This window comes from Sanguibacter sp. Z6_81 (assembly GCF_057180625.1).
This window is the reverse complement of record NZ_JBXUFV010000001.1, coordinates 673,636-700,144: the sequence shown is the minus strand read 5'-3', so window position 1 is coordinate 700,144 and position 26,509 is coordinate 673,636. Positions and strand designations below refer to the sequence as shown.

Annotated in this window: 26 protein-coding genes; 10 read left to right on the top strand and 16 right to left on the bottom strand. The window is 71.9% G+C overall.

The window, feature by feature from the left end:
* Positions 1 to 95 precede the first annotated feature (95 nt).
* The 9 genes from AC2AXK_RS03345 to AC2AXK_RS03305 form a co-directional block, all read right to left on the bottom strand.
* Positions 96 to 1,883: an ABC transporter ATP-binding protein gene (locus AC2AXK_RS03345; protein ID WP_484343915.1), complete on the bottom strand. Its 1,788-nt coding sequence runs from the start codon at positions 1,881 to 1,883 to the stop codon at positions 96 to 98.
* Positions 1,880 to 2,851, bottom strand: a complete 972-nt coding sequence (locus AC2AXK_RS03340; protein ID WP_484343914.1) for an ABC transporter permease — start codon at positions 2,849 to 2,851, stop codon at positions 1,880 to 1,882. Before AC2AXK_RS03340 ends, AC2AXK_RS03345 begins: the two co-directional genes overlap by 4 nt.
* Positions 2,848 to 3,828, bottom strand: a complete 981-nt coding sequence (locus AC2AXK_RS03335) for an ABC transporter permease (protein WP_484343913.1) — start codon at positions 3,826 to 3,828, stop codon at positions 2,848 to 2,850. Before AC2AXK_RS03335 ends, AC2AXK_RS03340 begins: the two co-directional genes overlap by 4 nt.
* Positions 3,829 to 3,931: 103 nt before the next feature.
* Entirely contained in the window at positions 3,932 to 5,590 is a 1,659-nt protein-coding gene (locus AC2AXK_RS03330) for an ABC transporter substrate-binding protein (RefSeq protein WP_484343912.1), read from the bottom strand.
* A 167-nt stretch (positions 5,591 to 5,757) separates the two neighbouring features.
* Positions 5,758 to 6,867, bottom strand: a complete 1,110-nt coding sequence (locus AC2AXK_RS03325; protein WP_484343911.1) for a LacI family DNA-binding transcriptional regulator — start codon at positions 6,865 to 6,867, stop codon at positions 5,758 to 5,760.
* 45 nt (positions 6,868 to 6,912) lie between these two features.
* Positions 6,913 to 7,923, bottom strand: coding sequence for an App1 family protein (locus AC2AXK_RS03320; RefSeq protein ID WP_484343910.1), 1,011 nt, complete (start codon positions 7,921 to 7,923; stop codon positions 6,913 to 6,915).
* A 199-nt stretch (positions 7,924 to 8,122) separates the two neighbouring features.
* The gene (locus AC2AXK_RS03315; RefSeq protein ID WP_484343909.1) at positions 8,123 to 8,566 is read right to left on the bottom strand and encodes a hypothetical protein; all 444 of its coding nucleotides are present in this window, start codon (positions 8,564 to 8,566) and stop codon (positions 8,123 to 8,125) included.
* A gap of 76 nt (positions 8,567 to 8,642) precedes the next feature.
* Positions 8,643 to 9,158 carry a low molecular weight protein-tyrosine-phosphatase gene (locus AC2AXK_RS03310; protein WP_484343908.1) on the bottom strand — a complete coding sequence of 172 codons (516 nt, stop codon included), beginning with the start codon at positions 9,156 to 9,158 and terminating at the stop codon, positions 8,643 to 8,645.
* A 59-nt stretch (positions 9,159 to 9,217) separates the two neighbouring features.
* On the bottom strand, positions 9,218 to 9,424 hold the full coding sequence (locus tag AC2AXK_RS03305; protein WP_484343907.1) for a hypothetical protein: 207 nt from the start codon (positions 9,422 to 9,424) through the stop codon (positions 9,218 to 9,220).
* Between the two features lie 162 nt (positions 9,425 to 9,586).
* On the opposite strand from AC2AXK_RS03305, the gene AC2AXK_RS03300 reads away from it, so the two are divergent.
* From AC2AXK_RS03300 to AC2AXK_RS03275, 6 genes are all read left to right on the top strand, one after another.
* On the top strand, positions 9,587 to 11,107 hold the full coding sequence (locus AC2AXK_RS03300; protein ID WP_484343906.1) for a DHA2 family efflux MFS transporter permease subunit: 1,521 nt from the start codon (positions 9,587 to 9,589) through the stop codon (positions 11,105 to 11,107).
* Between the two features lie 467 nt (positions 11,108 to 11,574).
* The gene (locus tag AC2AXK_RS03295) at positions 11,575 to 12,099 is read left to right on the top strand and encodes an MSMEG_0572/Sll0783 family nitrogen starvation response protein (RefSeq protein WP_484343905.1); all 525 of its coding nucleotides are present in this window, start codon (positions 11,575 to 11,577) and stop codon (positions 12,097 to 12,099) included.
* Positions 12,100 to 12,109: 10 nt separating this feature from the next.
* Positions 12,110 to 13,039 (top strand): carbon-nitrogen hydrolase family protein, encoded by a 930-nt coding sequence (locus AC2AXK_RS03290; RefSeq protein ID WP_484343904.1) that lies wholly within the window; start codon positions 12,110 to 12,112, stop codon positions 13,037 to 13,039.
* Positions 13,032 to 13,340 (top strand): MSMEG_0570 family nitrogen starvation response protein, encoded by a 309-nt coding sequence (locus AC2AXK_RS03285; RefSeq protein WP_484343903.1) that lies wholly within the window; start codon positions 13,032 to 13,034, stop codon positions 13,338 to 13,340. Before AC2AXK_RS03290 ends, AC2AXK_RS03285 begins: the two co-directional genes overlap by 8 nt.
* Before the next feature lie 38 nt (positions 13,341 to 13,378).
* Positions 13,379 to 14,722, top strand: coding sequence for an MSMEG_0569 family flavin-dependent oxidoreductase (locus AC2AXK_RS03280; RefSeq protein ID WP_484343902.1), 1,344 nt, complete (start codon positions 13,379 to 13,381; stop codon positions 14,720 to 14,722).
* Positions 14,723 to 14,731: 9 nt separating this feature from the next.
* Positions 14,732 to 15,562 carry a carbon-nitrogen hydrolase family protein gene (locus AC2AXK_RS03275; RefSeq protein WP_484343901.1) on the top strand — a complete coding sequence of 277 codons (831 nt, stop codon included), beginning with the start codon at positions 14,732 to 14,734 and terminating at the stop codon, positions 15,560 to 15,562.
* Here AC2AXK_RS03275 and AC2AXK_RS03270 read toward each other — a convergent pair.
* From AC2AXK_RS03270 to AC2AXK_RS03260, 3 genes are read right to left on the bottom strand one after another with little or no spacing between them, the layout of a single operon-like run.
* Positions 15,546 to 16,760 (bottom strand): MSMEG_0565 family glycosyltransferase, encoded by a 1,215-nt coding sequence (locus tag AC2AXK_RS03270; RefSeq protein ID WP_484343900.1) that lies wholly within the window; start codon positions 16,758 to 16,760, stop codon positions 15,546 to 15,548. The genes AC2AXK_RS03275 and AC2AXK_RS03270 overlap by 17 nt on opposite strands.
* Entirely contained in the window at positions 16,757 to 18,154 is a 1,398-nt protein-coding gene (locus AC2AXK_RS03265) for an MSMEG_0567/sll0787 family protein (protein WP_484343899.1), read from the bottom strand. Before AC2AXK_RS03265 ends, AC2AXK_RS03270 begins: the two co-directional genes overlap by 4 nt.
* 2 nt (positions 18,155 to 18,156) lie before the next feature.
* Positions 18,157 to 19,329, bottom strand: a complete 1,173-nt coding sequence (locus tag AC2AXK_RS03260) for an MSMEG_0568 family radical SAM protein (RefSeq protein WP_484343898.1) — start codon at positions 19,327 to 19,329, stop codon at positions 18,157 to 18,159.
* Between the two features lie 179 nt (positions 19,330 to 19,508).
* On the opposite strand from AC2AXK_RS03260, the gene AC2AXK_RS03255 reads away from it, so the two are divergent.
* Positions 19,509 to 20,567 (top strand): LLM class flavin-dependent oxidoreductase, encoded by a 1,059-nt coding sequence (locus AC2AXK_RS03255; RefSeq protein ID WP_484343897.1) that lies wholly within the window; start codon positions 19,509 to 19,511, stop codon positions 20,565 to 20,567.
* A 103-nt stretch (positions 20,568 to 20,670) separates the two neighbouring features.
* On the opposite strand, the gene AC2AXK_RS03250 is transcribed toward AC2AXK_RS03255, so the two are convergent.
* Entirely contained in the window at positions 20,671 to 21,312 is a 642-nt protein-coding gene (locus AC2AXK_RS03250) for a P-loop NTPase family protein (protein ID WP_484343896.1), read from the bottom strand.
* Between the two features lie 63 nt (positions 21,313 to 21,375).
* Here AC2AXK_RS03250 and AC2AXK_RS03245 point away from each other — a divergent pair, with 63 nt between their 5' ends.
* Positions 21,376 to 21,951, top strand: a complete 576-nt coding sequence (locus tag AC2AXK_RS03245) for a GNAT family N-acetyltransferase (RefSeq protein ID WP_484343895.1) — start codon at positions 21,376 to 21,378, stop codon at positions 21,949 to 21,951.
* 38 nt (positions 21,952 to 21,989) lie between these two features.
* Here the strand turns inward: AC2AXK_RS03245 and AC2AXK_RS03240 are convergent, their stop codons facing one another.
* On the bottom strand, positions 21,990 to 22,604 hold the full coding sequence (locus AC2AXK_RS03240; RefSeq protein ID WP_484343894.1) for a TetR/AcrR family transcriptional regulator: 615 nt from the start codon (positions 22,602 to 22,604) through the stop codon (positions 21,990 to 21,992).
* Positions 22,605 to 22,685: 81 nt separating this feature from the next.
* Between AC2AXK_RS03240 and AC2AXK_RS03235 the strand changes: the two genes are divergently transcribed.
* The gene (locus tag AC2AXK_RS03235) at positions 22,686 to 23,114 is read left to right on the top strand and encodes a hypothetical protein (RefSeq protein ID WP_484343893.1); all 429 of its coding nucleotides are present in this window, start codon (positions 22,686 to 22,688) and stop codon (positions 23,112 to 23,114) included.
* Positions 23,115 to 23,183: 69 nt separating this feature from the next.
* Here the strand turns inward: AC2AXK_RS03235 and AC2AXK_RS03230 are convergent, their stop codons facing one another.
* Positions 23,184 to 23,699 carry an alpha/beta fold hydrolase gene (locus AC2AXK_RS03230; protein WP_484343892.1) on the bottom strand — a complete coding sequence of 172 codons (516 nt, stop codon included), beginning with the start codon at positions 23,697 to 23,699 and terminating at the stop codon, positions 23,184 to 23,186.
* 83 nt (positions 23,700 to 23,782) lie between these two features.
* Here AC2AXK_RS03230 and AC2AXK_RS03225 point away from each other — a divergent pair, with 83 nt between their 5' ends.
* On the top strand, positions 23,783 to 24,859 hold the full coding sequence (locus tag AC2AXK_RS03225; RefSeq protein WP_484343891.1) for a serine hydrolase domain-containing protein: 1,077 nt from the start codon (positions 23,783 to 23,785) through the stop codon (positions 24,857 to 24,859).
* A gap of 59 nt (positions 24,860 to 24,918) precedes the next feature.
* Here the strand turns inward: AC2AXK_RS03225 and AC2AXK_RS03220 are convergent, their stop codons facing one another.
* Positions 24,919 to 26,370, bottom strand: a complete 1,452-nt coding sequence (locus tag AC2AXK_RS03220; RefSeq protein WP_484343890.1) for an amidase — start codon at positions 26,368 to 26,370, stop codon at positions 24,919 to 24,921.
* Positions 26,371 to 26,509 lie beyond the last annotated feature (139 nt).

Sequence of the window (26,509 nt, the reverse complement as noted above, 5' to 3'; positions counted from 1 at the left end):
CTAGGTCTGGGGGTCGGTGCGGTCAGGAGGGACGTGCGCGGCGCACACGGCGGCCGCGGTCCGGAAGGGGTCGGGAAGGTCGGGCGTCGGACGGGTCAGCGTCCGGATCCGGCCCGCTGGGGCTGCGGGACGGCGTCGAGAAGCTGCACCGTGTACGGGTCCTCGGGGAACCGGAGCACCTGGGCCGTCGGTCCGGACTCCACGACGCGGCCGGCGTTGAGCACCATGATCTGGTCGGTCACGAGGCGCGCGGAGAGCAGGTCGTGGGTGATGTAGAGCATCGAGACGCCGAACGTCACGCGCAGGTCGTCGAGCAGCGCGAGCACGCCGGCGCGCAGCGACACGTCGAGCATCGAGACGGGCTCGTCGGCGATGATCACCTGCGGGTCGCAGGCGAGCGCGCGGGCGATGACCACACGCTGCCGCTGCCCGCCGGAGAGCTGGTGCGGGAGCTTCGCCGCGAACTGCTCGACGGGGGTCAGCCCCACGGTCTCGAGCAGCTCGAGGACCCGGGTGCGTGCCGCTGCGCCGCGCAGACCCGTGTAGTTCACGACGGGCCGCATGAGCGCGTACTCGACGGTGTGCAGCGGGTTGAGCGCGGAGTAGGGGTCCTGGAAGACCATCTGCACCTCGCGCCGCAGGTCACGCAGCCCCCGGCGGCGGAGCGTGTCGACGCGCGTCTCGCCGAAGCGGATCGTGCCCGTCGTCGGACGCTCGACGCCGGTGATGAGCTTGGCGAGGGTCGACTTCCCCGAGCCGCTCGCACCCACGAGCGCCATGGACTGGCCGGGCTCGAGCGTGAAGGAGGCGTGGTCGACGGCGGTGACGGCCGCCTGGCCGCGGCGCGGCGGCGGGTAGACCTTCGAGACGTCGTCGACGACGATCGCGGTCGCCTCGGGGCGTCCCGCCCGGCGGCGCGCCGGGGCGGCGAGCGGCGAGGAGGCGGGCGACGAGGAGGCGGGCGACGCCGGCGCCGTGACGCCTGCGCCGTCCTCGGTGCCACTGTCCTCGGTGCCGCCGTGCTCGGTGCCGCCGTGCTCGGTGCCGGTCGTCTGGATCGTCGACCCACGGACGACGAGACCGGGCACCTCGACGACCTCGGCGCGCGGGTCGGCGTAGTGGCTGAGCAGCATCTGGGTGTACTCGTGCTGCGGGGACCGCAGGATCTGCCGCGACGTCGCGTCCTCGACGATGACGCCCTCGCTCATGACCATGACCCGGGACGTCGACTCGAGGACGGTGCCGAGGTCGTGGCTGATGAGGAGCGCGGTGAAGTTCTCCGACTTCTGCAGGTCGCGGATCGTGCCCATGACGGCGTGCTGGACGAGGACGTCGAGCGCGGTCGTGGGCTCGTCGAAGACCATGAGCTGGGGCTCGAGCGACAGCGCGAGCGCGATGGAGACGCGTTGGCGCATGCCCCCGGAGAGCTCGCCCGGGAACCTGTCGAGGACGGTGCGGGGCAGCTCGACCTTCTCGACGAGCTCGTGCGCCCGGGCCAGCCGCCGGGCCGGCGGGACGTGGCCGTGCGCAGCGAAGATGTCGCCGAAGTGCTTGCGGACGGAGCGGACGGGGTTGAGCGCGTTCATGCCCGACTGCAGCACCATCGCGAAGCCGCCCTGGCGCTGCCTGCGCAGCTCCTCCTCCTCCATGGTCGCGATGTCGCGGCCGTCGAAGAGGATGGCCCCCTGCGAGATCCGGGCGGGTGCCTTCGCGAGGCGGGTCACCGCGAAGCCGAGGGTCGACTTCCCGGAGCCCGACTCCCCCACGAGCCCGACGAACTCGCCGCGCTCGAGGGAGAAGGACGCGTTCTTCACCGCGAAGGTCGGCTCGGCGCCGCGCGGTTCGTAGACGACCGACAGGTCGCGGACCTCGAGGAGGCTCATCGTCCTGATCCTTCGCGTAGGCGGGGGTTGGACAGTCCGTCCACCCCGAAGTTGATGAGGGTGAGCGACGTGGCGAGCAGCGCGATGCACAGACCGGGAGCGAGGAGCAGCACCCACTGCCCGGTGAGCAGCGCGTTGGAGTTCGAGGCCCAGAAGAGCATGGAGCCCCAGCTCACCGTCGTCGTGTCGCCGATCCCGAGGAAGGACAGGCCGGACTCGGCGAGGATCGCCGCGGTCGCGGCACCGAAGAAGCTCCCGGTGATGAGGGAGGTCATGTTCGGCAGGATCTCGCGGAAGACGATGCGGGCCGCGCCGTCCCCGGAGAACTGGGCGGCCGTGATGAAGTCCCGTCCCCGGATGGACTGCGTCTGCGAGCGCAGCACGCGCGCCCCGTACGCCCACCCCGTGATGACGACGACGAAGATGATCATCGCCGTCCCACCGTTCTGCAGGTAGGCGGCGATGACGATCATGAGCGGCAGCGCCGGGATGACGAGCACGAGGTTGACGACGAAGTTGATGACGTCGGCGAGCGGACCGCGGACGTACCCCCACGACAGGCCCACGACGACGGCGACGAGCGTCGAGAGGAACCCGGCGACGAACCCGACGAGCACGGAGATCCGTGCACCGAAGATCACCTGGGAGAACACGTCCTCGCCGGCGGCCGTCGTCCCGAACCAGTGCGACCCGGAGGGCCCCTGGTTGCGGCCGAAGCCGTTCTCGGTCGCGCCGTAGGGCGCGAGGAGCGGCGCGAAGACCGCAGTGAGGACGAACACGGCGAGCAGGACGACGCCGAGGCGTGCCTTCTTGTTGCTCCAGATGGTCGCCGCACCACGGGTGAGCACCCGCAGCGGGCTGGCCGGTCCGTGCGCCGCCGGGACGACGGTCGAGCCGTCGGACCCTGCCGGGGTGAGGTGGGGAGGCGTCGCGCCCGTGGGCTGGGGGAGGTTCGCTGGGACGGTCATCGGCGGGTCCTCGGGTCCAAGAGTCCGTACAAGATGTCGACGAGGAAGTTCGCCAGGAGCACGCTGACGGTGATCATGAGGAACAGGGCCTGCATGAGCGGGAAGTCCTGGTTGGTCACCGCGTTGTAGAGCAGGTAGCCGACGCCGGGGTAGTTGAACACCCGCTCGACGAGCAGGGAGCCGCCGACGACGCCGCCGAGCGCGAGGCCGAAACCGGTGAGGTTGGGCAGGATCGCGTTGCGGGCCGCGTACTTCACCGCGACGGTTCTGCTGCGCAGTCCGTTCGCCTCCGCGAAGGTCACGTAGTCCTCACCCAGGGTGTTGATCATGTTGTTGCGCATGCCGAGGATCCAGCCACCCAGGGAGGTGATGAGGATCGTCAGCGCGGGCAGCCACGCGTGCCCGATGGCGTCGGAGATGAAGGCGAGGGAGAGGTTGGGGGTGGACTGGCGTCCGTACGCGCCCGAGGTGGGGAACCACCGCAGCTCGTACCCGAGGAAGAACAGGAGCAGCAGGGCCGTCCAGAAGTACGGGAACGCCGAGGTGAAGGTCCCGCCGAGGGTGGGGAGCGTGTCGAGCCACGTGCCGCGCTTCCAGGCCGCGAGGACTCCGAGGAGCGTCCCGAGCACGAAGGCGACGACGGTCACGAGACCCACCATGACGAGGGTCCAGGGCAGCGCGTTCATGACGAGCGTGGAGACGCTCTGCGGGAAGAACGTGTAGGAGACGCCGAAGTCGAGCCTGAGGACGTTCCCGAGGTACTCCACGTACTGGGACCACGCGCTGCCGGTGGGGACTCCGAGCTGCGCCTCGATGGCGGCACGGGTGGCGGGGTCGACGGGTCCGTTCTGCGCGAGCTTGGCGAGCGCTGCGTCAGCGGGCGTGCCGGGCATGAGCCGCGGCAGGAGGAAGTTCAGCGTGATGGCGGCCCATGCCGTCAGGAGCAGCAAGCCGAGCTTGCGCAGGAGATACCACACGGGAGGCTCGCCTTCAGGTGGAGGTGGGAGATACGGCAGGGATGGGCGAGGGGAGTTGTGCGCACCACTCGCCCATCCACGACGAGTCCTGGGTCAGGACGTCTCAGCCGTCCACCTGGGTGATGGTGGTCAGTACGACGAGCGCAGCCGAGGTGTACGGCGTCGGCGTCATGTAGGGGTTGTCGGCGCTGGGCCAGCCGGTGAAGCTCTTGTCCGAGAACAGGCCCCAGAGCCCGCCGTAGTAGACGGAGATGATCGGCACGTCGTTGTACATGACCTCCTGGAGCTCGCCGGCGATCTCCTTCTGGCGGTTCTCGTCGACGGTCATGCGGAACTCCGTGAGGAGTGCGTCGACCTCGGGGTTGGAGTACCGCTGGTAGTTCGACGGCGTGGACGTGCCGACCGGCTGGTAGAAGTCGGAGCTCAGGAGGTTGTAGTACCCCTGGTAGACCGATCCGTTGCCGCTGAAGGACACCATGGCGACGTCGAAGTCACCGTTCTGCACGGCCTGGAAGTAGGCGGCCGGCTGCGGCTGGTTGATCTTCACGTCGATGCCGATGGCCGCGTACTGCTTCTGGATCTCCTGGACGGCGCGCAGCCAGTCGGTCCAGCCGTTCGGCGTCGTGATGGTCATCGTGGCCTGGGTGCCGCTGGCGTCGACGAGCTTGCCGTCGGTGAGGGTGTAGCCGGCCTCCGCGAAGGCCTCCTCGGCTGCTGTGGTGTCCTGCGTGACCATGCCCTCGTCGGGGATGGCGTCGGTGAGCCACGCCTCCTGCGTGGGGAGCAGCAGTCCCTGCTGGCCTGCGGCTCCGATGGTTCCTTCGGAGGCGTTGTCGGCGATCACCTCGCGATCGAGGGCGAGCGAGAGCCCCTTGCGGAAGCTCGGGTCGTCGTAGGGGGCTTTCGTGAGGTTCGGTGCGATGCCGATGGTGCCGCCGGCGGGGAACCAGTGCTGGTTGCCCTCCTCCGCGGCGTCCCAGGTGTTCTCGACGTCGGACATGAACGAGTAGGCCCAGTCGTAGCCGTTGTTGACGATGTCGAGCTGGGTGTTGGACGCCGGGAGGACGAGCTTCTCGGCGGCGACCTTGTCGGCCTGCCAGTAGTCCTCGTTCTTGACGAGCGTGTACTGGTTCGCGTTGAACTCGTCGAGGAGATAGGGACCGGTTCCCACCGGGTCCTCGTTCGTGAACGTGACGGGGTCCTCGACCTCGGCCCAGAGGTGCTCGGGCACGATCGGGACGCCCAGCACGACGAGCGCTGCGGAGGAGTCCTCGGCCTTGAGCGTGAAGGTGACCTGCTGGCCCTCGGCGCTCACGGACTCCACGCGGGACCAGATGCCGGTCGTGTCGAGTGCGGGGAACTCCTGGAGCAGGGCGTAGGTGAAGACGACGTCGTCCACCGTGAAGTCCTCGCCGTCGCTCCAGGTCACGCCCTCGCGGATGTCCGCGACGATCGTCTTGGCGTCGGGCTGGGTGTACCCGGTCTGGAGGAAGTCGACCGAGGTCCCGTCGAGCGGGTTCACGACCATGAGCGGCTCGTGGATGATCATCGCCGTCGTGCGCTTGTCGATGGGGAACGGGTTGAAGTTCCGCACGAACGTGGGCGATCCGTTGTCGGCGGCGAGCAGGAGGGTGCTGCTCGATCCGGTCGTCTCGGACGTGTCCTCGGGCGCAGCGCAGGCGCTGAGGGCGAGGGCTGCGACGAGCCCCAGACCCAGCGCGGAGGTCAGGCGCTTGCGCGTCCGACGGGGTGCATCGGTCATGGCGGACTTCTCCTTCGTGTCTTCTTTGTCACGTCGACCGGAGCGGTGCGCATCGGTGCGTAGCGCGGCGGCGAGGCAGGCTGTCCCAGCAATGTATGCGCATACATCCACCGGATGCAACTATCTGCGTCGTGGCCGAGCCCTGTGTCCTTGCGCGGCACCGCGGGTCAGGTCAGGCAGCCACAGCTCTCGCGCAGCAGGACCGTCACCGGCAGCGTCCTCGTCTGCGGCGTCATACCCGGATCGCCCAGGCGGCGCAGCAGCGTGTCGACGGCCGCCCGCCCCAGCTCGCGCATCGGCTGGCGGACGGTCGTGATGCGGGGGCGCGACATCTCGGACGCGTCGATCCCGTCGAACCCGGTGAGGATCACGTCCTCGGGCACGCGCAGGCCGGCGTCCAGCAGGGCGTCCAGCACACCGAGGGCCGTCTGGTCGTTCGAGCAGACGACGGCACGCGGGACGGCTCCCGACTCGACGAGCCGGCGGCCCAGCCCTCGCCCCTCCCCCCGCGTGAAGTCGCCCCGCAGCACCGGCTCCCTCGGTGCGTCGAGACCGGCGGCGCGCACGGCTGCGCAGAAGCCCTCGAACCGGTCGTGGTCGTCCGGGGAGTCCGCCGGGCCACCGACGAACGCCAGGTCACGGACCCCGTGCGCGTCGATGACGTGCTCCGTCAGCGCGCGCATCCCGCCGAGGTTGTCCGCACTGATGTGGTCGTACTCGTCCCCCGCACGAGGTCCCGCGATGACGACGACGGGGATGCGGCGGGCGATGTGGGCGAGCAGGTCGTCGGGCACGGTCCGCGACAACGTCACCATCCCGTCGACGCGTCCGGCCAGGTTGTCGAAGATCGCAGTGCCACCTGCGCCGCGCGCCACCGCGATGGTCACCGCCATCCCGTGCCGCCACGCCTCGATCTCTGTGCCGAGCATGACCTCGCTGATGTACAGGTCCCCGCTCGGAGCGACCTCGTCCGGCGGGTCCAGCTGCACGTGGATCGGGCCGTCCACCGGCGCGATCGCGCCGGCTCCACCGTCCGGGCTGTCGGTCCCGTGGATGCCGTCGAAGTCGGGGAAGCACAGCCCGATCGCACCGGACCGCCGCGCCGCGAGACCGCGCGCGCTCCCGCTCGGGACGTACCCCAGGTCGAGCACGGCGGCCTGCACGCGGTCCCGCGTCGCCTGCGCGACCTCGTGCGGTCGCCGCAGCACCCGCGAGACGGTGGCGATGGACACGCCGGCGAGGTCCGCGACGTCATAGACGGTCGGAGGCTTGAGCATCAGGTCCCCCGTCTCGTCACGGCGCCGATCCTAGAGCACCTGTCCTCAGGCCCCGTCCGCGGGCGGCAGCACACCGATGTCGCGCAGCTCGCGCGTCAGGCCTGTCCCGTTGGGCGCGGCGACGAACGGCACCGGGCCCGCACCACCCGACTCGGTCTGTTCACGGGATGCCGGCAGGGGTGTCGTCGCACCGTGCGCGAACACCTGCTGCGCGGCGGACAGCTGGCGGATCGCCACGGCGCGCACCTGCTCCGGGTGCTTCTCGGCGAACTCTCCGTAGATGACCGGGTCGTGCTGCCCGTCGTCGCCGACGAGGAGCCACTGCACGTGCGGGAACTCCTCCGCGAGCCGCTCCAGGGTGCGGTTCTTGTGCTCCTGCCCGCTGCGGAACCAGCCGGTATTGGTGGGCCCCCAGTCGGTGAGGAGCAGCGGACCCGCGGGGTACCTGTGGTGCGCGAGGAAGCGGCGCAGCGCGGGCGCGACGTTCCACGCGCCCGTGGACAGGTAGAGCACGGGCATGTCCGGGTAGGCGGCCTCGATCTTCGCGTACAGCTGTGCCATGCCCGCCACGGGACGCCGCGCGTCCTCGTGCAGCACGAGGCTGTTCCACGCCGCGATGAGCGGTCGCGGCAGGGCGGTCACCATGACGGTGTCGTCGATGTCGCTGACGATGCCGAGGTGCGGCTCGTCGCTGAGCACGCGCACGGGCGCGTCGACGGCAGGGCCGCCGCGGGGGCGGACGCTCACCTCGTGCCACCCCTCCCCGAGGGAGGACGGCACGACGACGTCGACGTACCCACCGCGGTCCGCCCGGACCCGGTGGACGCGCTCCCCGACGCGGATCTCGACCTCGGCGAGCGGCAGCTGCGCGGTGAAGAAGCTGCGCCACCCGCGCACCGCCCGCAGGGCGTCGGGGCTCGTCGTCGTGGTGGTCTCGCGCTTGACGGCCGCCGGCTCCGGAGCGGAGTCCTCCGGCCGCGCCGTGGCGTCGTCCCGCTCCGTCGTGGTGCCCGGAGGGCTCTGCGGGGAGAGCATGACGCGCGCGAGGACGCGCACCCATCCGGCGCCCGCGGGGCTGCCGTCGGCCCCGGGCTCGCTGCCCGGAGCGAGCCCGTACCCGGTGTACGGCTCGACCCGTGGCTGCCAGCCGCGGCGCCGCAGGGCACTGGCGGTCGCGTGGGTGAAGCGGTCCTCCCACCTGCTGGCGCGGTGCGGACGGCTCGTGGTCGTGGGTGCCTTGGTGTCGGTGATCGGCTTATTCCTTGTGCTGGGGACGGACGTCCGACTGGTCGCCGGACGGTGCGGGACGCGGGTCCGCGGCCGCGGCGGGCGTGCCCTCCGGGTCGAGCTCGTCGGCGCGGCGCAGCTGCTCGTCGAGCTCGGAGCGGGCGCCGGTCGCGTGCTCGGTGTGCTCACGCGCTTCCTGCTGCAGCTGGGCGGCGTCCGCCGCGCGGGCGTCTGCCTCGGCCTGCGCGAGGCGGGCCTGCGCGTCCACACGGGCGGCCTCGGCCTCACGGCGCTGCACCTCGACCTGCTCCTTCTCGGCACGCCGCCGGATCTCCTGCGCCTCGTGGCGCTGCTCCTCGCGCTTCTTCTCCTCGCGAGCCGCCCGGGACTTCTTCGCTGCGAGCACCGCGACGACGATCACCGCCAGCACCACCACCGCGGCGATCACCCAGACCACCTGGTCGTTGTCCATGTCGAGCCCCTCTCGTCGTGGGATGTCCAGGGACGATTCGACCGTGGGTCAGCGATGCCCGCAACCGGGACGGCGCTCAGGTCAGGCGCGAGCGGACGTGCGCGACGATGCCGTCGACGGCGGCCTCCACCTGCTCGAGGCACTCCTCGAAGTCGGTGAGATCCCCGTACCAGGGGTCCTCGACGTCGAGCCGGTGCTCGTCCTCGACGCCGTGCACGGCGGGTGCGGCCGGGTCGAACGACCGGAACATCCGCACCCGGGACACCACGTCGTCAGGCACGTCACGAGCGCCGTCGGCGAGCCGCCGCAGCGCGCGGGCGTGCTCGGCGGTCATCGCCACGACGAGGTCCCGGTCCGCGAGGTGCTCCGGGCGCGCCTGCCGCGCCCGGTGGTCGTCGAGGGCCGCGTCGGTGTACCCGGCTGCCTGCAGCACCTTCCGGGCGCGCCGGTCCATCGGGTTGCCCCGCTCCTCGGAGCTGATGCCGGTCGAGTCGACGACGACGCGGTCGTCCAAACCAGCCTCCGCGAGCCGTTCCCGCAGCACGACCTCCGCCATCGGCGAACGGCAGATGTTGCCGGTGCAGACCGTCATGATCCTGTACATCCCACGACCTCTCGTCTCGCGCTGTTCGGCCCCCGGCGTCGCGCCGACTAGCTGTGCCCCGACGGGCGGCGGCGCCGCTCGTGCACCGCGAGACCGGCGAAGGCGAGCGCTGCGCACCCCAGCACCACGGTGACCCACACCCGGCCCCCGTCCGGCCCGAACAGGCTCGGGATGGTGAGGATCGTCGCCGCGCCCGTCACCGCCGTCAGGCCGATGAGCAGCGCGATCACAGAGTCGTGGGGTGTGTGCTTCATGCGGTCGAACCTACCGACCCGGCCCTGGTCGTTCCACCTGCCCATGTCCTCACCGGGAATACAACTCACCCGAGCCGCGCTCCCCTGGGTACCGTCTACGCGCAGCACCGACCGAGGTCGGGCACGCCGACCCCCCACAGCCGCACGAACACTGGACTCCTTGTGCCGAACGCGCCAACAGCTCCCTCGACCGCCTCCTCGTCCACGGGGACAACGCCTCCCACGGGCGATCCGCACGCACCCGACCCCCACGCGGCGCGCAACCGCCTCGTCATCGGCATCCTCATCGTCTCGGCGTTCGTCGTCATCCTCAACGAGACGATCATGAGCGTCGCGATGCCGACGCTCATGACCGACCTCTCGATCAGCGCCCCGACGGCGCAGTGGCTCACCACGGGCTTCCTGCTGACGATGGCGGTGGTCATCCCGATCACAGGGTTCCTGCTCCAGCGCTTCCACACGCGGCAGATCTTCCTGCTCGCGATGTCGCTGTTCAGCGTCGGGACGCTCCTCGCGGCCGTCGCACCGGGGTTCGTGATCCTCCTCGTCGCCCGGGTCGTCCAGGCCAGCGGCACGGCGATCATGCTCCCGCTCCTCATGACCACGGCGATGACGCTCGTCCCGGCGGCCTCCCGCGGGCGCACGATGGGGAACATCTCGATCGTCATCTCGGTCGCACCGGCGATCGGCCCGACGATCTCGGGGATCATCCTCGACGTCCTCAGCTGGCGTTTCATGTTCATCCTCGTGCTGCCCATCGCGATCGCGGCGCTCGTCCTCGGCGGCTCGAAGATCCAGAACGTCACGGAGCCGCGCAAGGTCCCGCTCGACGTGCTGTCCGTCGTCCTGTCCGCACTCGCGTTCGGCGGGCTGCTCTACGGGCTGTCTGCCGTCGGCGAGGGCGCGGCGCACGGTGCGTCGCCGTCCGTGTCCCCGCTCGTGCCCGTCGGTGTGGGCGCCGTCGCGCTCGTCCTGTTCGTGCTGCGTCAGCTGCAGCTCTCCCGCACGTCGGCCCCGCTGCTGGACCTGCGGACCTTCGGCACCCGGAACTTCACCATCCCGATCGTCATGATCGCGATCTCCAGCATCACCTTGTTCGGCAGCCTCATCGTGCTGCCCATCTACATGCAGTCGGTCCTGGGCCTCAGCACGCTGACCACCGGTCTGCTGCTGCTGCCGGGCGGGCTCATCATGGGTGTGCTCTCGCCTCTCGTCGGGCGCATCTACGACCGCGTCGGCCCCACCGCGCTCCTCGTGGGCGGGTCCATCCTCGTGAGCGGTGCGCTGTGGACGATGGCGACGACGCTGCGCGCGGACACGTCCGAGGTGATGATCCCCGTGGTGCACGTCGTCCTGAGCATCGGCCTCGCCATGACGTTCACGCCGCTGTTCAGCGCGTCGCTCGGGTCGCTGCGACCGGCGTTGTACTCCCACGGCAGTGCGATCCTCAGCACCGTCCAGCAGGTCATGGGTGGCGTCGGCACCGCGCTGTTCGTCACCCTGCTCACGACCGGCGCGGCCGACCGCATCGCCGAGGGTGCGAGCGAGGTCGAGGCGACCGCGGGCGGCGTGCAGGCCGCGTTCCTCGTCGGGGCGCTCGTCAGCCTGCTTGCCATCGCCGCGAGCGCCTTCGTCCGCAAGCCCCCGACGGTCGTGGGAGAGCCTGCACCGATGATGCACTGACTGTCGCGCTTCCGTATTCCCCGCTACGCCACCGGGAAAAACCCTTGCCCGGCCCTGACAGCCGGGCGTAGCGTCGGGGGCACATGAGGAAGGAGGTGGTCCCAGAAATGATTTCCCCTAGGACACGTGAGGTGGCTGTCCGCTAGTCGCCAGTGCTGACCGGGCCCAGGCCCGGACACACGCGGACGACCGGTCGACATCGTCGGATACCCGGGCCCGCACCGAGAGGTGGGCGGCAGCGAGTACCAGGCAGTCACCGGAGCCCGTGGGAGCCGTGGAATCGTCCACCACGGCGCGGTGGGAAACCACCAGCCCACGGGCTTCTCCATGCCCTCGTCGTGCTTTTACCGGACCGACTTCCCATGGAAACCACTGCGACACGGCCGGTGGCCACGCTGGTGAGCACGAGCCGGTCGTCACCCCCGACGGCAGCGGCGCGCAGGTCCCAGGAGCCCCCGAGGAGCATCATGCCCGACGTCGAGCAGACCATCGCCGAGAACATCGCCAAGTCGATCGCCGAGATCCCCCACCCGTCGCTGCCCAAGGGCAGCAACATCTACGGGTCGACGAAGATCTTCCCCGACTACCAGGCCGAGAACGGCGAGGCGTACTTCACGCTCGTGCACGGCATCGCCCACGAGTCGTCGGTGAGCTTCGTGGCGATCCTCCAGGCGACCCGCGCGCTGCGCAAGGGGTTCGAGTCGGCCATCTACTTCTACGGTCCGGGTGCCATCAACGCCGTCGACACCCGCGGGTTCCCGACCACGGGCGACAGCGCGTTCCCGGGTGAGCAGAACATCAACGACGCGCTCAAGACGTTCATCGCCGAGGGCGGCACCGTGTTCGTCTGCCGGTTCGGGCTGTCGCTGCACGGCATCCGCGAGGAGGACCTCATCGAGGGCACCATCCCGGCGCACCCGCTCGACGTCCAGGACGCCGTCATCCACTACGCCCGCAAGGGCGCGATCATCAACTCGACGTACAACCTCTGAGGAGGCCGCCATGACGCTCACGGTCGCGGCGTGCGCCGCGAACTTCGGTCGCGACCTCGACGAGAACTTCGCGACGATCACGGAGCTCGTCGGCGCCGCTCGCGCCCGTGGCGTACGGCTCCTCGCCCTCCCCGAGGCCGCGATCGGCGGCTACCTGTCCTCCCTCGGCGACCACGGGGACACCGCCCGCACCACCACGCGCTCCCTGCCGCCCGCGATCCGCCTCGACGGGCCGGAGCTCGCGCGCGTCGCCGAGATCGCGGGCGACATGGTCGTCTGCATCGGCTTCTGCGAGCTCGACGACGACGGGGAGACCCGCTACAACGCGGCAGCCGCCGTCGACGGCTCCGGGGTGCTCGGGTCCTACCGCAAGGTGCACCAGCCGCTCGGGGAGAACATGTCGTACTCCCCGGGCGACACCTACCGGGCGTTCGACACCCCCGTCGGGCGGATCGGGCTGCAGATCTGCTACGACAAGGCGTTCCCCGAAGCCGCGCGCAGCCTCGCGCTCGACGGCGCCGAGATCATCGTGAGCATGTCCGCCTGGCCGGCTGCGCGGACCGCGACCGCCGAGAACCTCCAGGACGACCGGTGGACGTACCGGTTCAACCTCTTCGACGCCGCGCGGGCCCTCGACAACCAGGTGTTCTGGCTCGCCTCCAACCAGGAGGGCACGTTCGGGTCGCTGCGGTACGTCGGCAACGCGAAGGTCGTCGACCCGGGCGGCAACGTCCTGGCGAGCACGGGCGTCGAGGGCGGCATGGCCGTCGCGGACATCGACGTCGACGCGACGTTCTCCGCGATGCGCAAGGGCATGTTCCACCTGCGCGACCGGCGGCCGCTCGCCTACGAGGCGGTCGTCGCCGACGCCGTCATCACACCCGATGCCCGGGTGCGGCAGGTCGCAGCCCTCGACCCCACGGAGCTCGCTCATGCCTGAGATGCGCATGGAGATCGCGTGGCCGGACGGCGTCGTCGAGTCCTGCTACTCGCCGTCGCTCGTCCTGCACGACCACCTCGCGCCGGGCGAGGCGTACCCGGTCCCGGAGTTCCTCGACAAGGCCGCGGCCGCCCTGACCGAGGCGAGTGCTCGGGTGCGGGCGCGCTACGGGATGGAGTGCACGTCCGCACGCCAGCAGCTCGCCGAGCTGCGCGAGAGCGCCACCCGCTACGCCCCGGACGAGCCGCGCCCCGTGCGCGTCCTGTCGATGGAACCACCCCTCCCGAGGGAGGCGTCATGAGCACCGGCGTCATGAGCACCGTGACAGCAGGAGGCGATATGAGCACCGCGACCGCCGAGCACGTCCCCGTCCTCGTCGTCGGGGCCGGGCAGGCGGGGTTGTCCGTCGCCTGGCACCTCGAGAAGGCCGGCGTCCGGTGCGTCCTCGTCGACCGGCACACCGCGGGCCACGAGTGGCTCTCGGGCCGCTGGGACAACTTCACGCTCGTCACCCCCAACTGGCAGTGCGTCCTGCCCGGCTACCCCTACGCCGGGAACGATCCGGACGGTTTCATGACGCGCGACGAGGTGTACGCGTGGCTGCGCGGGTACCTCGACACGTTCTCCCCGGACGTCCGCGAGAGCACCGCGGTGACGTCGGTCTGCGAGCGCGCGGGCGGCGGGTTCACCGTCACGACCACCGCGGGCGTCTTCACTGCGGACCACGTCGTCGTCGCCACCGGCGGGTACCACGTGCCCGTCGTGCCGCCCGTGTCGCACCGGATCCCCGAGACGGTCCGGCAGCTCCACTCGTACGAGTACCGCAACGCCGACCAGCTCCCGCCCGGCGCCGTGCTCGTCGTGGGGACGGGGCAGTCCGGGACGCAGATCGCGGAAGACCTGCACCTCGCGGGGCGCGAGGTGCACCTGGCCGTCGGCAACGCGCCGCGCGTCGCGCGCCGCTACCGGGGCCGGGACTGCGTCGCGTGGCTGCACGACATGGGTGTGTACGACGTCGCGGTCCAGGAGCACGCCGGCGGCCTCGCCAAGCGGGAGAACACCAACCACTACGTCACCGGGCGGGACGGCGGTCGGGACCTCGACCTGCGGCGCCTCGCGAGCGAGGGCATGTCCCTCTACGGACGGCTCACGGGCGGCACGGGGAGCGTGCTGCGGTTCGCGCCGACGCTCCGCGAGTCCCTCGACCACGCCGACTCGGTGGCGGAGTCCATCAAGGACGACATCGACCGGTGGATCGCGGCCCGGGGCATCGACGCACCCACCGAGCCGCGCTACACGCCGGTGTGGGAGCCGGCCGACGAGCCGGCCGAGCTCGACCTCGCCGCCGCCGGCATCACGACCGTCCTGTGGTCCATCGGCTTCCGGGCCGACTACCGCTGGGTGGACGTCGGGGTGTTCGACGGCAGCGGTCGGCCCACCCACCGCCGCGGGATCACCTCCGTGCCGGGGTTGTCGTTTATCGGCCTGCCCTGGCTGCACACGTGGGGTTCGGGCCGGTTCGCGGCGATCGCGCGCGACGCCGAGCACCTCGCGCAGCACATCACCGCCACCCTCGGCCCGGTGGTGCCGACGGCACCGGCAGCAGCGGTGGACGCCTCGCCCGCCGCTGCGCACCCCGCGTCCCCGGTCGGTGTCCCGCTCGGCGCCCCGGCCCTCGCCTAGGCTGACCGGATGAGCCTGCTCACCCTCGGTGCCGTCGCCGGGCACTTCCGCCGAGACGTGGGCCGGACGATGGACAAGCTCGACGGCATCCTCGAGCAGGCGCGCGGCCAGGGCGTCGACCTCCTCGTCCTGCCGGGCGCGACGATCGGCGGGTACCTCATCGAGCTCGAGGACCCGTCGTCCGGCGCGGTCCCGCCACCGGTGGCGCTCGACGGCCCCGAGGTGAGCCGCCTCGTCGCGGCCGCGGGTCCGATGGTCGTGTGCGTAGGCCTCGCCGCGGCGTCGGCCACAGGGCTGCCCACCAACACCGCCGTCTGCCTCTCGGGCGACGGGGTGCTCGGCGTGCAGCACAAGGTGCACCTCACGCTCGGCGAGCGGGACGTCTACGCGCCGGGCACGACGTTCGACGCGATCGACACCCCCGTCGGGCGCCTGGGCATGCTCATCGACTACGACAAGACGTTCCCCGAAGGGGCGCGGTCCCTCGCGCTCGACGGCGCGCACCTCCTCGCGTGCCTCTCGGCGTGGCCGGCGAGCGTCACGGAACGCTCCGACCGGATGCGCGCCGACCGCCAGTCGCACCTGTTCGACCTCTACGACGAGGCGCGTGCTGCGGAGAACCAGGTGGTCGTGGTCTCCGCGAACCACACGGGGACGCTCGGTGGGCTGCGGTTCCTCGGGCAGTCGAAGATCGTCGGGCCGGGCGGTCAGACGCTCGCGCGCCTGTGGGGCAAGGGCGGGCTCGTCACCGCCGAGCTCGACGTCGAGGCCGAGGTGACGCGGTCCCGGCGGACCCTGTCCCACCTCAAGGAACGCGTGCCGGTCAGCTACCGACGCTGACCACGCCGGGCCGGGCGGTGTCGGCACTGGCAGCGCGTCCCCTCGCCGCCTCGGTCCCGAGGCCCGCCCCACCGGCACCCGCACCCACACCGGCACCGGCACCGGCACCGGGCAGCCCGGCATAGAACCGCAGGTGCTCCCGCGCGGCCCGGTCCCAGCTGTGGGCCCTCGCCAGCCCGACGCCGAGCGCAGCCGGTATGGCGGCCGGGTCGACGAGGGCGCCCCGCAGCTGCTCGCGGATTCCCGCCACGTCACCCGCGTACCGCACGGCCGAGCCGAACACCTCGCGCAGCACGGGCAGGTCCCGGGCGACGACGGGCACGCCGGCGGCGAGCGCCTCCATGGCCGCGAGCCCGAACCCTTCCTTCGTCGACACGAACCCCATGACGCGCGCCGCGGCGACGAGCGGCGCCATGTCCGCCTGGGGCACGGTGCCGAGGAGGACGGGCTCCACACCGAGCTCGGCGGCACGGGCGTCGAAGGCTGCGCGGTAGTCGCGGTAGTCGAAGAGCGTCTCGCCGCCCGCGAGGACGAGCCGGAGCCCGGGGTGGGCGTCCCGCAGCCCGGCGTACGCGTCGAGCAGGTCGAGGGTGCCCTTGCGGGGTTCGATGCCGCCGACGGCCAGGACGTAGTCGCCGAGCCGGTCGCGCCAGCGACGGATGCCGGCCACGTCAGCCGCGGCGGCCTCGTACGGCGCGGAGTCGACGCCGTTGGGGATGACGACGGGGTCGAGGCCCCACCCGGCACGCACCTCGGCGGCGACGGCGTCGGACACGCAGATCCGGGCCACGGGCTCGACGACGGCCCGCTCGTGGCACGCGGCGAGCTCCGGCGTCGTGAACGTGTCGAGGTGGTGGATGGTGCGCACGACGCCGCGGACCGCGTTGGCCGTGATGCAGTCCTGGGCGTGCACGACGTCGTACCCGGTGCGGTCGAACGCGGCGCGCATCGTCGCGATGGACCGCACGATGCGCGCGCCCACGTCCTCGCCGTCGCGGGCCTGGAAGTCGACGACGCGGACCCCGACGGCGGGGTCGACGTCGCGGTAGAACGCAGTGTCGCCGCCCCTGCCGAGCGTCCACACGTCGACGGCCGCGCCCGCGCGGGCGAGCGCCTCGGCGAGGGCGAGGGTGTGCACGACACCGCCGCGGGGCTTGGTCGAGTACGTGAGGAGCGCGATCCGCGGTACGGCCGTCACGCGGTGCCCAGCCCGGTGACGGTGGACGGGACCGCGCTCGTGAGGACGCCGTCGGGCCAGCGCAGGCGCACGCCGGACCCCTCCTCGAGCGTGCCGCACTCGGCGTGCGTCGTGAGGTCCGACCCCATCCGGGAGGTTCCCGGGTCGTCCGCCGTGATCATCGCGTAGCCCGGGAAGCACGTGAACCAGTCACCGGTCGAGGCGCCTGCCGGAGCGGGCACGCTCGCGACGTCGAGCACGGCGGCGCAGCCGGACGCCTCGGCGAGCATCCCGGCCGTCCCGACGAGCCCGGCCATGCTCACGTCCTTGGCAGCCGCCGGCGCGGCGCGGGCGACCATGCCCTGCAGGTGACGCAGCTCTGCGGGGGTGCGTCCGGAGGTGGAGTCCCACTGCTGCCCCGCGAAGCCGGGGCGCCAGCCCCCGCTGAGGTCCGCGGTGACCGTGAGCGCGTGACCTGCTCGTCCCCCGCCGGCGCGCACGGGGCGGCTCGTGCGTCCCAGCGCCGTCACGGCGAGGGACGCCGGGACGCCGAGCTGGGTGTGCCCGCCGATGAGCGGGACCCCCCACGCGTCCGCGGCGGCGCGCAGCCCGGACATGACGCGGGTCGCGAACGAGGCGTCGCGCGCACCGAGCGCGTCGAGCAGGGCGACGGGGGTGGCGCCCATGGCGGCGAGGTCGTTGAGGTTGACGAGCGCCGCGCACCAGCCCGCCCACTCGGGCTGGCGCTCGACCATCGAGGGGAGGATCGCGTCGCAGGCCGCGATGACGTCCGTCCCGGCGACGGGGGCGCCGTCGTCGCCGACGAACCCCGGTGGCGCGCTCCCGGGGCCGAGCAGGGCGGCGAGGTGCGCCTTGGAGGCGGTGACGAGGCGCTCCACGCGGTCGATCGGCCACGTGACGCTCACGTGCTCGACGCCGCGGAGGGTCGTCGTGCCCGTCGGCCGCCACCCGAGGCGGCGGAACAGGACCGCGGCGGTGCGCTGCACCTGGGCGTCGAACCGGAGGACGCCGCGGGACTCCGCGAGCGCGCACGCGGCGCGGACGAGTGCCGTCCCCAGGCCCGCGCCACCCCGGGCGCCGGGTGCGACGACGAGGCGGCTGCCCGCCCACCAGCCGAGGTCCCGCCCGGGGGTCATGGGCGCAAGACGCACCCCGCCGACGACGGTCCCCGTGCGGTCGCGTGCGACGAGAACGACCGCCCGCGGGTCGTCGTCGACGTCGTCGTGGTCCGTGCCGTCGAACAGGCCCTGCTCCTCGACGAACGCCGCACGGCGCAGGGCGCGGTAGGCCGCGACCTGGGCGGCGTCGGCCTCCTCGACGAGCACGTCGGAGCGCGGCGCCGGCGCGGTGCGCAGCACCGGACCGGTCAGGACGGAGAGGGCCTCGACCGTCATCGTCAGGCTCCTGCGCTCTGCAGGACGCTGCAGGCACCGCACGCGGCGCACCCGGCGGACTGGTCGGCGCCGAACATCCGCGCCCGGACGAGCTCGCCGGCCACCGCGCGGGAGATGTACCCCAGGGTCTCGGCCGAGGGGGCGGGGATCTTGTCGACGTCGGTCGCGAGCGTGCCGGCCAGGGGGCGGAACGGCACGACGAACGGGTAGACGCCCATCTCGATGAGCTCGGACGCCGCGGCGATCATCTCGTCCGGGTCCTCCCCCAGCCCGACGAGCAGGTAGGTGGACACCTGGTTGCGGCCGAACACCCGTACGGCCTCCCGCCACGCGGCCCGGTACTCGTCGAGGCTCACGGCGGACTTGCCGGGCATCCATTGGCGCCGCACGGCGTCGTCCATCGACTCGACGTGGATGCCGATGGACCGCGCGCCGGCGTCGTAGAGGTCCGTGATCGTCGCGAGGTCCGCGGGCGGTTCGCACTGGACCTGGATCGGCAGGTCCGGCAGCACGTCCCGGACCGCCCGGACACAGCGGGCGAGGTGCGTCGCACCGCGGTCGCGGCCGTTCGTCGTGCCCGTCGTCATGACCATCTGGCGGATCCCGTCGAGCCGGACGGCGGCCTCGGCGACCTCCGCGATCTCGTGCGGGCGCTTCACCGCGACGGTCGACCCGGCGGCGAGCGACGCCTCGATCGCGCAGAACCGGCACCGCTGGGACTCCTCGTAGCGGATGCACGTCTGGACGACCGTCGTCGCGAGGACGGTCGCGCCGTGCAGGCGGGCGATCTTCTCGTAGGGCACGCCCTCGGCCGTCGCGAGGTCGTAGAACCGGGGCCGCGCCACGGGCATGACGTCCATGCCGAGGTCCGCGCCGTCGAGCAGGAGCCGGCCGTCGCGGACCTCGTAGGGGCTCGTGGGGTCGAGCGGGATCGCGCTCTGCGCGCCGTCGAGGAGGACGTGACCGTCGTCGCTCGGCCCGGCGCCCGCCTCGCGGTGCACGGGGGCGTCGACGCGGACGCCCCGCACCGCGATGTCGAGGCGGGTGTCCAGCGCGTCCGGGGTGGTGCTGGCGGTCGGGGTGGACCTGGTGGTGGCCGCCGGGGGGCAGCAGCCTGACGCGGCGAGCGGGATCTCCGGGGGCCGTCGGGTGAGGGTGAGGTCGACGGTCGTCACGGTGCCTCCAGGGGATGCTCTAGCCTGTGCTCGACGGCCGCTCGCGTGCCGTGGACCGAGTCAACGCCCCGGACGTTTCGCGCTGGTGCCGAACGGAATACGCGGCCGTAAAAGAGGTCCGCGGTCAACCGCCCCGTGGGCGTCGGAATAGCCCCACCGCACCCCGGGTTGCACCGTGGGTGAGCATTCAGCCTGTCAACGCCCTGTCCGTCCTCGATCTCATCCCCGTCCGCACGGACCAGACGACAGGTGACGCCCTCGCGGCGAGCACCCGGCTGGCGCAGACCGCCGACGAGCTCGGGTTCCGGCGCTACTGGGTGGCCGAGCACCACAACATGCCCGCCGTCGCCTCGACGAACCCCGCGGTGCTCATCGCGCTGCTGGCCAGCGCGACGCAGCAGATCCGGCTCGGGTCCGGTGGCGTCATGCTGCCCAACCACGCTCCCCTCGTCATCGCGGAGCAGTTCGCGCTCCTCGAGGCCGCGTTCCCCGGGCGCGTCGACCTCGGCCTCGGCCGGGCACCCGGCTCGGATCCCGTGACGAGCCACATGCTGCGCTCCGGCGCGGCCCGCGGCAACGAGTCCGTCGACACGTTCCCCGACGACATCCGCGACGTCATGGAGCTCATGTCCCCCGCCGGCGTGACGCTCGACCTGCGCGGCCGCCAGTACCCGCTGCGGGCGACGAGCCGCGCGACGTCGTCCCCCGAGGCGTGGCTGCTCGGGTCGTCCATGTACTCCGCGCAGCTCGCTGCGGCGCTCGGCCTGCCCTACGTGTTCGCCCACCACTTCGCCGGGCAGGGGACCCTCGAGGCGATGCAGACGTACCGGTCGTCGTTCCGCCCGTCCGAGTACCTCGACGCGCCCAAGACCTTCGCGATCATCAACGCCGTCGTCGCCGACACCGAGGAAGAGGCGCAGCGCCGGGCCCTGCCGCACACGAAGTCGATGATCCGGCTGCGCAGCGGTGGCGGGCTCGAGCCCCTCGAGCTCATCGAGGACGCCGAGCAGGAGACCGTCGGCGCCCAGCACGCCGCGATGGCCACCCAGATGCGCTCCACCTGGGCGATCGGGACCCCCGCGACAGCCGCCGCGGCTGTCCGCGAGCTCGCCGCGCTCGTCGGGACCGACGAGGTGATGATCTCCCCCGTCGCGTCCGAGCACACCGGGGGCGACCCGAAGCGGGCGACAACGCGTGAGGAGACCCTGCGGCTGCTCGCTGCGGAGCTGCTCGGCTGAGTCCGGCCGCCGCCCGGCCTCCTCGCCGCCTACGCAGCCGAGCACGCCCTGGGCGTGCTGCCGCGCGCTGCCTGCGGCATGTCGGGATGGCCAGCTCTGCTGGTCAGCCTGCGAGCTCGTGACCGAGCAGGGGTCCTCGCAACCAGCGGCGTGCCTCGTCATGGCTGCGGACGCGGACGACGACGGCATCCGGGTTCTGCTCGAGCAGTTCCGTGACGCGGATCGACGTCTTGTGGTGGGTGGTCCAGGCCCACCGCACGATGTGCTCCGGATCGGAGAAGAAGGTCCGCAACGGCGGCTCGATGTTCCCGTTCCACAACTGCTGGCGGCGCATCCGGCGCACGAGGGTGCGACGAACGACCTGGCGCATGACGATGGCTTTCGGCAGGTCCAGCCAGACCAGCAGGTCGGCACGCTCGGCGAGGCGGGCGCGAACGGAGCTGTACTGCCACTCAGTCACCCATGCAGGCTCGGCGCTGAAGCGGTACACGTCGTCTTCGAAGGACGGCCGTGCTGTCCAGTCCGGGCCATGGAAGAGGCCGTCTATCTCCACGTGGGGCACGTCCAACGCCGCGGCGATCTGTGCAGCCAGGGTGGTCTTACCCGATCCGGAAGTTCCCGCGACAAGGATTCGACGGGGTTGGCCGGGAAGAGGGTCCGCAGGTCCTAACAGTGGCACGGTGGTCACGCTACCCGGCACCCGCACCCGTGGCAGCGTCGCCAGGCGCACCATGAGCACGCTCACGCGCCATCGCCGATGACGCTGCGGGGATGACCTCGGGGGCCGAGACAAGGAACACTGTCCAGTGTGACCACGCAGATTCAGACCGAACGCCTGCTGCTGCGCCCGTGGACGCCCGAGGACCGCGGCCCGTTCGCGGAGATGAACGCCGATGAACGGGTCATGGAGCACTTCCCCGGACTGCTCGATCGACGGGCAAGCGACGCCTTCGCGGACCGCATCGATGCTGACCTCGCCGGCCGGGGCTGGGGGTTGTGGGCGCTCGAGGTCACGGACGGCGAGGACCGCGGACGGTTCGCGGGGTTCACCGGCCTGTCGGTCCCGACCTGGGAGGCAGCCTTCACCCCCTGCGTGGAGATCGGTTGGCGACTGCCCTCGTGGGCGTGGGGGCGCGGTTACGCGTCCGAGGCCGCGCGAGCGGCCCTGAGATCCGCGTTCGTCGAGCTCGGACTGGACGAGGTCGTGTCGTTCACTGCCGTGTCCAACGAACGCTCGCAGGCGGTGATGCGCCGCATCGGCATGACCCGTGACCTCGACGGCGACTTCGACTACCCGACGACGCCCGTCGGCCACCCGCTGCGACGCAGCGTGCTCTACCGACTGAGCGCGAGCAGCTGGCGAGCGGCACAGGACTCTCTGTAGACGCGCGACCTAAGCGCTCGTCGCGCACCGAGCACAGCTCACACGAGCAGGGCGAGCCGGTCGACGATGATGCCGCGCAGCGGCGCCGGCCAGGGGAACACCGGCGCTGCGACCTGCAGCTGGGCGAACCCGTGCAGGCCCACCCACAACGCGGTCGCGTCGACGAACGGGTCGGTGCTGGTCGAACGCCCGGCCGCGACGCAGTCGGCGAGGGTGCGCCGCAGGACGTCGAAGGCGCCCATGCCGAGCGTGGCGACCTCGTCGGCGATCGCCGGCGACCGGTCGAGGGCGCGGCTGGCGTCCCAGACGGCACCGAACATGACCCGGTATCGGTGGGGCTGCTCCTCGGCGAAGGAGAGGTAGGCGGCGCACACGGCCCGCAGTCGCTCCGCCGGGTCGCGGTCCTGGGGTACGTCGAGCGCCTGCTCGAGGGCGGCGAAGGCGCGCTGGGTCACTGCTAGCAGGACCGAGTCGAGGTCGGGGAAGTGTGCGTAGATCGCGGGCGCGGAGATCCCGGCCTCGCGGGCGACGGCCCGCAGCGTCACGGGCACCGAGCCGGCGTTGACGAGCCGGGTGGCCGCGTCGACGATCTCCTCGCGCAGCTGCGCACCATCACCGCGCCGGTTGGGTGCTCGTGTCTTCGACGTCGTCATAGCAATCACTTTACACCCGTTAATCGAGGAGGTAGGTTTACAGGCGTTAAGTCATTGACCCGCCACGAGAGACGAGCTGCCATGACCACCGTGACCGTTGCCCGTACCGCTCCCGACGCGCCGCCTCGCGGTGCCGACCTCGCCGGTCGCGCGCTCGTCGGGCTTGCCGCCCTCGCTACCGCGGGGGCGTTTGCCCACGGGCTGCTGCTGACGAGCGCCGCCGGTTCCGACCGGCTCTTCGTCGAAGGCTGGCGCGTCTCGAGCTTCGCGATCTTCACGGGGCTGTTCGCCCTGCTCGCGCTGCGCCCCCGGCGCTCCGCGGGCGTGTGGGAGATCCTCCTCGTCGGCAAGGCGGGGTTGACGGTTTTCGCCTTCCTGGTCGGGGACGTCCCCGAGGCGCTCCAAGCCGCCGTGGTCGATCTCGTCCTCGTGGCGGTCGTCGCGTCGGCTTACGTCCTGTGCCGCGGCTGGCTGGCCTGGCGCACCCCGGCGACGGATGCGCTCCGGTGAGCAGGGCCATATGCGACCAAACCGGCGGTACGGCCGGACACGGGCAATCTCAGGAGGTGGCGCCGCCCGTCAGTCGGCCAGGAAGGCACGGACGACCGAGATGAGGTGCGCCCTGCCTGCGCCGATCCAGAAGAGGTGGTTCGGCGAGTCGAGCTCTTCAAGACGTGCACCCCGAATCGTGTCCGCGAGGTCTTCCGCGTGCGTGAAGGACACACCACCGTCCTGACGCGAACCCGTCACGAGCGTGGGGCAGCGGACAGCTCGTGCAGCCTCGCGTCGTGCTGGAGCGCCGTGCGACCGCCCCTGGCGGAGGTCGTTCACGAAACCGTGATCCGATCGCATCGACTGGAACATTGCCCGCGCCTCCTCTCTGTCAGCTGCGCTGAGGTCCTGCCACCAGTTCTCGACCGGCCGCGTGGCGAGGCGCGCCATCATGAGGCGCAGTCCCCGGTCGGTCCGGACGAGTCGGTGGACGAGACGCCACACGAGACCCTGCAGGAGCGGCGAGAACAGCACGGCACCTGCGATCGCCTCTGCCCGGGTGTCGGGGTACGGCAGACCGGACGGTGCTGCACTGTGCAGCACGAGTCGGCCTGGAGGCGTCAACAGCTGTTGACGAAGATGGACTGTCAACATACGCTGACACGCAACCGACCGGGAGGGCCGCGATGACCGACGACCACGACCCTGCGCCCTCGCTCCGCGCCCCCCAGGACACGGCTGCCCTCGACGAGGCGGTCGAGCGGGCCGTCGCCCGGGAGGGACGACGCCACGTCGGCCTGGTGGTCGCAGCGGTGACCTCTGACGGCACCAGATCCGTCGCGACGGCCGGGCGGCTGCGCGCACCAGCCGGCGCCGCGCCACGGCCAGACAACCTCTTCGAGATCGGCTCGGTCACCAAGGTCTTCACCTCGTTGCTGCTCGCCGAGGCCGTGACACGTGGCGAGGTGTCGTTGGAGACACCCGTCAGCGAGCTGTTGCCAGAGGTGACCGTGCCCACGCGTGACGGCGTGGCGATCACCCTCGAGCACCTGGCGACCCACACCGCGGGTCTGCCCAACAACCCCATGTCGCTCCCGGCCGCCGTGCTCGCCCAGTGGAAGGCCCGTGCCGGCGACCCGTGGGAGGCGTTCGACCGCGCCGCCCTGCTGGCCGCCCTGTCCGCGACCACCCTGCGTCGCACGCCCGGCACCGGCGGCGTCGCCTACTCCAACCTCGGCGTGGGCGTGCTGGGCCACGCGCTGGTCGCAGCAGCGGGGGCGCCCGACTACGACACGGTGGTTCGAGCACGGGTCTGCGAACCGCTCGGGATGACGGACACCGGGCTCCTCCCGGACCGCGAGCAGAGCGAGCGCGAGGCCACCGGTCATCGCGGTCGCCGGCGACCCACCGGCCACTGGCGGGTCGCCGGCCTGCCGGGCGCCGGCGCGCTGCGGTCCACAGCCACCGACATGCTCACGTTCCTGCACGCGCAGCTCCGGCCGCAGGACAGCCCGCTCGGCCGGGCCATCGCTCTCACCCACGCCGAGCGTCGGCCCGGCACGCGGCTCGGCATCGGCCTCGGCTGGCTCCGGGTGCCACTCCCGGGCGGGCACGTCCTGCTCTGGCACAACGGCGGCACCGGCGGCTTCCGGGCGTTCGCCGGCTTCGTCCCGGCCACCGGCGTCGGGGTCGTCGCCCTGGCCAACGACGTGCGCGGCGTCGACCGGGTGGGAATGGACCTGCTCAGGGCGCTCAGCACCTAGGTCCGCGAGAGCACGCCCGGCGCGCGCCGACGCTGGGCGTCCGTCACGAGCAGCGGTCCTCAGAGCACCGGCCGCACCCGGTTCCACGACGTGAGCGACTCGATCCGCTCGCCCAGCGCGAGCAGACGGCGGTCCGAGCCCATGGCTCCGACGATCTGCATCCCGACCGGAAGCCCGCCAGGAGTGAAGCCCGCGCCGGTCACGAGGACGGGGTGCGCGGTCATCGCCAAGCGCGTCGCGAGCGACTGCCACTCGTAGTACCGCTCGAAGCGCACCTCGTCGACCTGCCACACCGACGTCTCTTCGGCGGGCGGGGCGATGACGGGAGCGGCAGGCGCGACGAGACCGTCGAATCCCTGCAACGCTGCTGCCATCCGCAGGTACAGCGCGTAGCGCGTCTGCTTCGCCGCGCCGATCTCGGTAGCGGTGAGCGCGCCGCCCTCGCGAGAGTTGCGCACCATCTCTGCGCCGTACAGCTCCGGGTGCTCGGCCACGCCCGGTCCACCCCAACCGAAGAGGTCGAGCTTCTCGATCACCTGCCAGGCGGCGTCGCCCTCGCTGAGATCGAGTGGGACGTCGACGACCTCGATCCCGTGGCGCTCCAGCTCCACCCGCGCACCGTTCATCACGGCCCGGACCTCTCGTGACACCGGGACTCCTCCCAGGTCAGCGCTCCAGGCCAGCCTGACGGGTGCGTCTCCCCACTCCCCGGAGGCGATCGGCGCCGTCGCCGTCCGCCCCCACGAGCCCGGGTCGCCCACGTCCGCCCCGGACATCGCGGACAGGAGCAGCGCAGCATCACGGGAGTCCCTCGCCACGGGCCCCTGCATGGCGTGCGGCTCCCAGACGTTCCCGTGCCCCTGGCTGGGCACCAGGCCGGGGGTCGTGCGCAGCCCGACGACGTTGCAGAACCCGGTGGGCACCCGGATGCTCCCACCGGGGTCGGAGCCGTCGGAGAAGGGCAGCATGCCGCTCGCGACGGCGGCCGCCCCTCCGGTGGACCCGCCCGAGTGACGTGCGAGGTCGTAGGGGTTGCGCGTGACACCGAAGACCTCGTTCGCGGCGAGTGCGCCGACCCCGTACTCCGCCGTGTTGGTCTTGCCGATGACGATCGCCCCGGCGCGGCGCATGTGCGCGACGAAGGGGGCGTCATGCGCCGCGGGGGGTGCAGTGGTGAACGCCCGCGATCCCAGCGTCGTGCGTAGCCCGGCTGCGTCCGAGAGGTCCTTGACGGCGACGGGGAGGCCGTGGAGCGGACCCACTGGCTCACCTGCTGCCCGACGAGCGTCCGCGCGGTCCGCGAGAGCGACGGCGCTGGCCCGCTCGAGCTGGGAGACGACAGCGTTGACCTGCGGATTGAGCTCGTCGATGCGGTCGAGGTGAGCAGTCATCACCTCCCGTGCTGAGAGCTCCCCGGCGCGCAGGGCGCGGCTCAGGGACGTGGCGGACCAGGAGGTGAGAGGTCCCGAGGTGTCGTTGGGATCGATCGTCGTCGTCGGTGTCAGTGGCACGGGGTGACGGTACGAACGCGGTGTTTCCGGCCGGTGACGATCCCACGACCGCCGTGGGTCGAGGGTCCTGTTCGTCCCCCGTGGGGTCGGCACCATTGGCTGGGACGGGCCGCGACCGTCCCTTGGTCGCGGCCCCCTG

What these genes read in the sequence shown, in the direction of transcription:
- AC2AXK_RS03345 (WP_484343915.1), bottom strand. Translation starts at nt 1,883, where the DNA reads ATGAGCCTCCTCGAGGTCCGCGACCTGTCGGTCGTCTACGAACCGCGC.
- AC2AXK_RS03340 (WP_484343914.1), bottom strand. Translation starts at nt 2,851, where the DNA reads ATGACCGTCCCAGCGAACCTCCCCCAGCCCACGGGCGCGACGCCTCCC.
- AC2AXK_RS03330 (WP_484343912.1), bottom strand. Translation starts at nt 5,590, where the DNA reads ATGACCGATGCACCCCGTCGGACGCGCAAGCGCCTGACCTCCGCGCTG.
- AC2AXK_RS03325 (WP_484343911.1), bottom strand. Translation starts at nt 6,867, where the DNA reads ATGCTCAAGCCTCCGACCGTCTATGACGTCGCGGACCTCGCCGGCGTG.
- AC2AXK_RS03315 (WP_484343909.1), bottom strand. Translation starts at nt 8,566, where the DNA reads ATGGACAACGACCAGGTGGTCTGGGTGATCGCCGCGGTGGTGGTGCTG.
- AC2AXK_RS03310 (WP_484343908.1), bottom strand. Translation starts at nt 9,158, where the DNA reads ATGACGGTCTGCACCGGCAACATCTGCCGTTCGCCGATGGCGGAGGTC.
- AC2AXK_RS03305 (WP_484343907.1), bottom strand. Translation starts at nt 9,424, where the DNA reads ATGAAGCACACACCCCACGACTCTGTGATCGCGCTGCTCATCGGCCTG.
- AC2AXK_RS03295 (WP_484343905.1), top strand. Translation starts at nt 11,575, where the DNA reads ATGCCCGACGTCGAGCAGACCATCGCCGAGAACATCGCCAAGTCGATC.
- AC2AXK_RS03290 (WP_484343904.1), top strand. Translation starts at nt 12,110, where the DNA reads ATGACGCTCACGGTCGCGGCGTGCGCCGCGAACTTCGGTCGCGACCTC.
- AC2AXK_RS03285 (WP_484343903.1), top strand. Translation starts at nt 13,032, where the DNA reads ATGCCTGAGATGCGCATGGAGATCGCGTGGCCGGACGGCGTCGTCGAG.
- AC2AXK_RS03280 (WP_484343902.1), top strand. Translation starts at nt 13,379, where the DNA reads ATGAGCACCGCGACCGCCGAGCACGTCCCCGTCCTCGTCGTCGGGGCC.
- AC2AXK_RS03275 (WP_484343901.1), top strand. Translation starts at nt 14,732, where the DNA reads ATGAGCCTGCTCACCCTCGGTGCCGTCGCCGGGCACTTCCGCCGAGAC.
- AC2AXK_RS03265 (WP_484343899.1), bottom strand. Translation starts at nt 18,154, where the DNA reads ATGACGGTCGAGGCCCTCTCCGTCCTGACCGGTCCGGTGCTGCGCACC.
- AC2AXK_RS03240 (WP_484343894.1), bottom strand. Translation starts at nt 22,604, where the DNA reads ATGACGACGTCGAAGACACGAGCACCCAACCGGCGCGGTGATGGTGCG.
- AC2AXK_RS03235 (WP_484343893.1), top strand. Translation starts at nt 22,686, where the DNA reads ATGACCACCGTGACCGTTGCCCGTACCGCTCCCGACGCGCCGCCTCGC.
- AC2AXK_RS03225 (WP_484343891.1), top strand. Translation starts at nt 23,783, where the DNA reads ATGACCGACGACCACGACCCTGCGCCCTCGCTCCGCGCCCCCCAGGAC.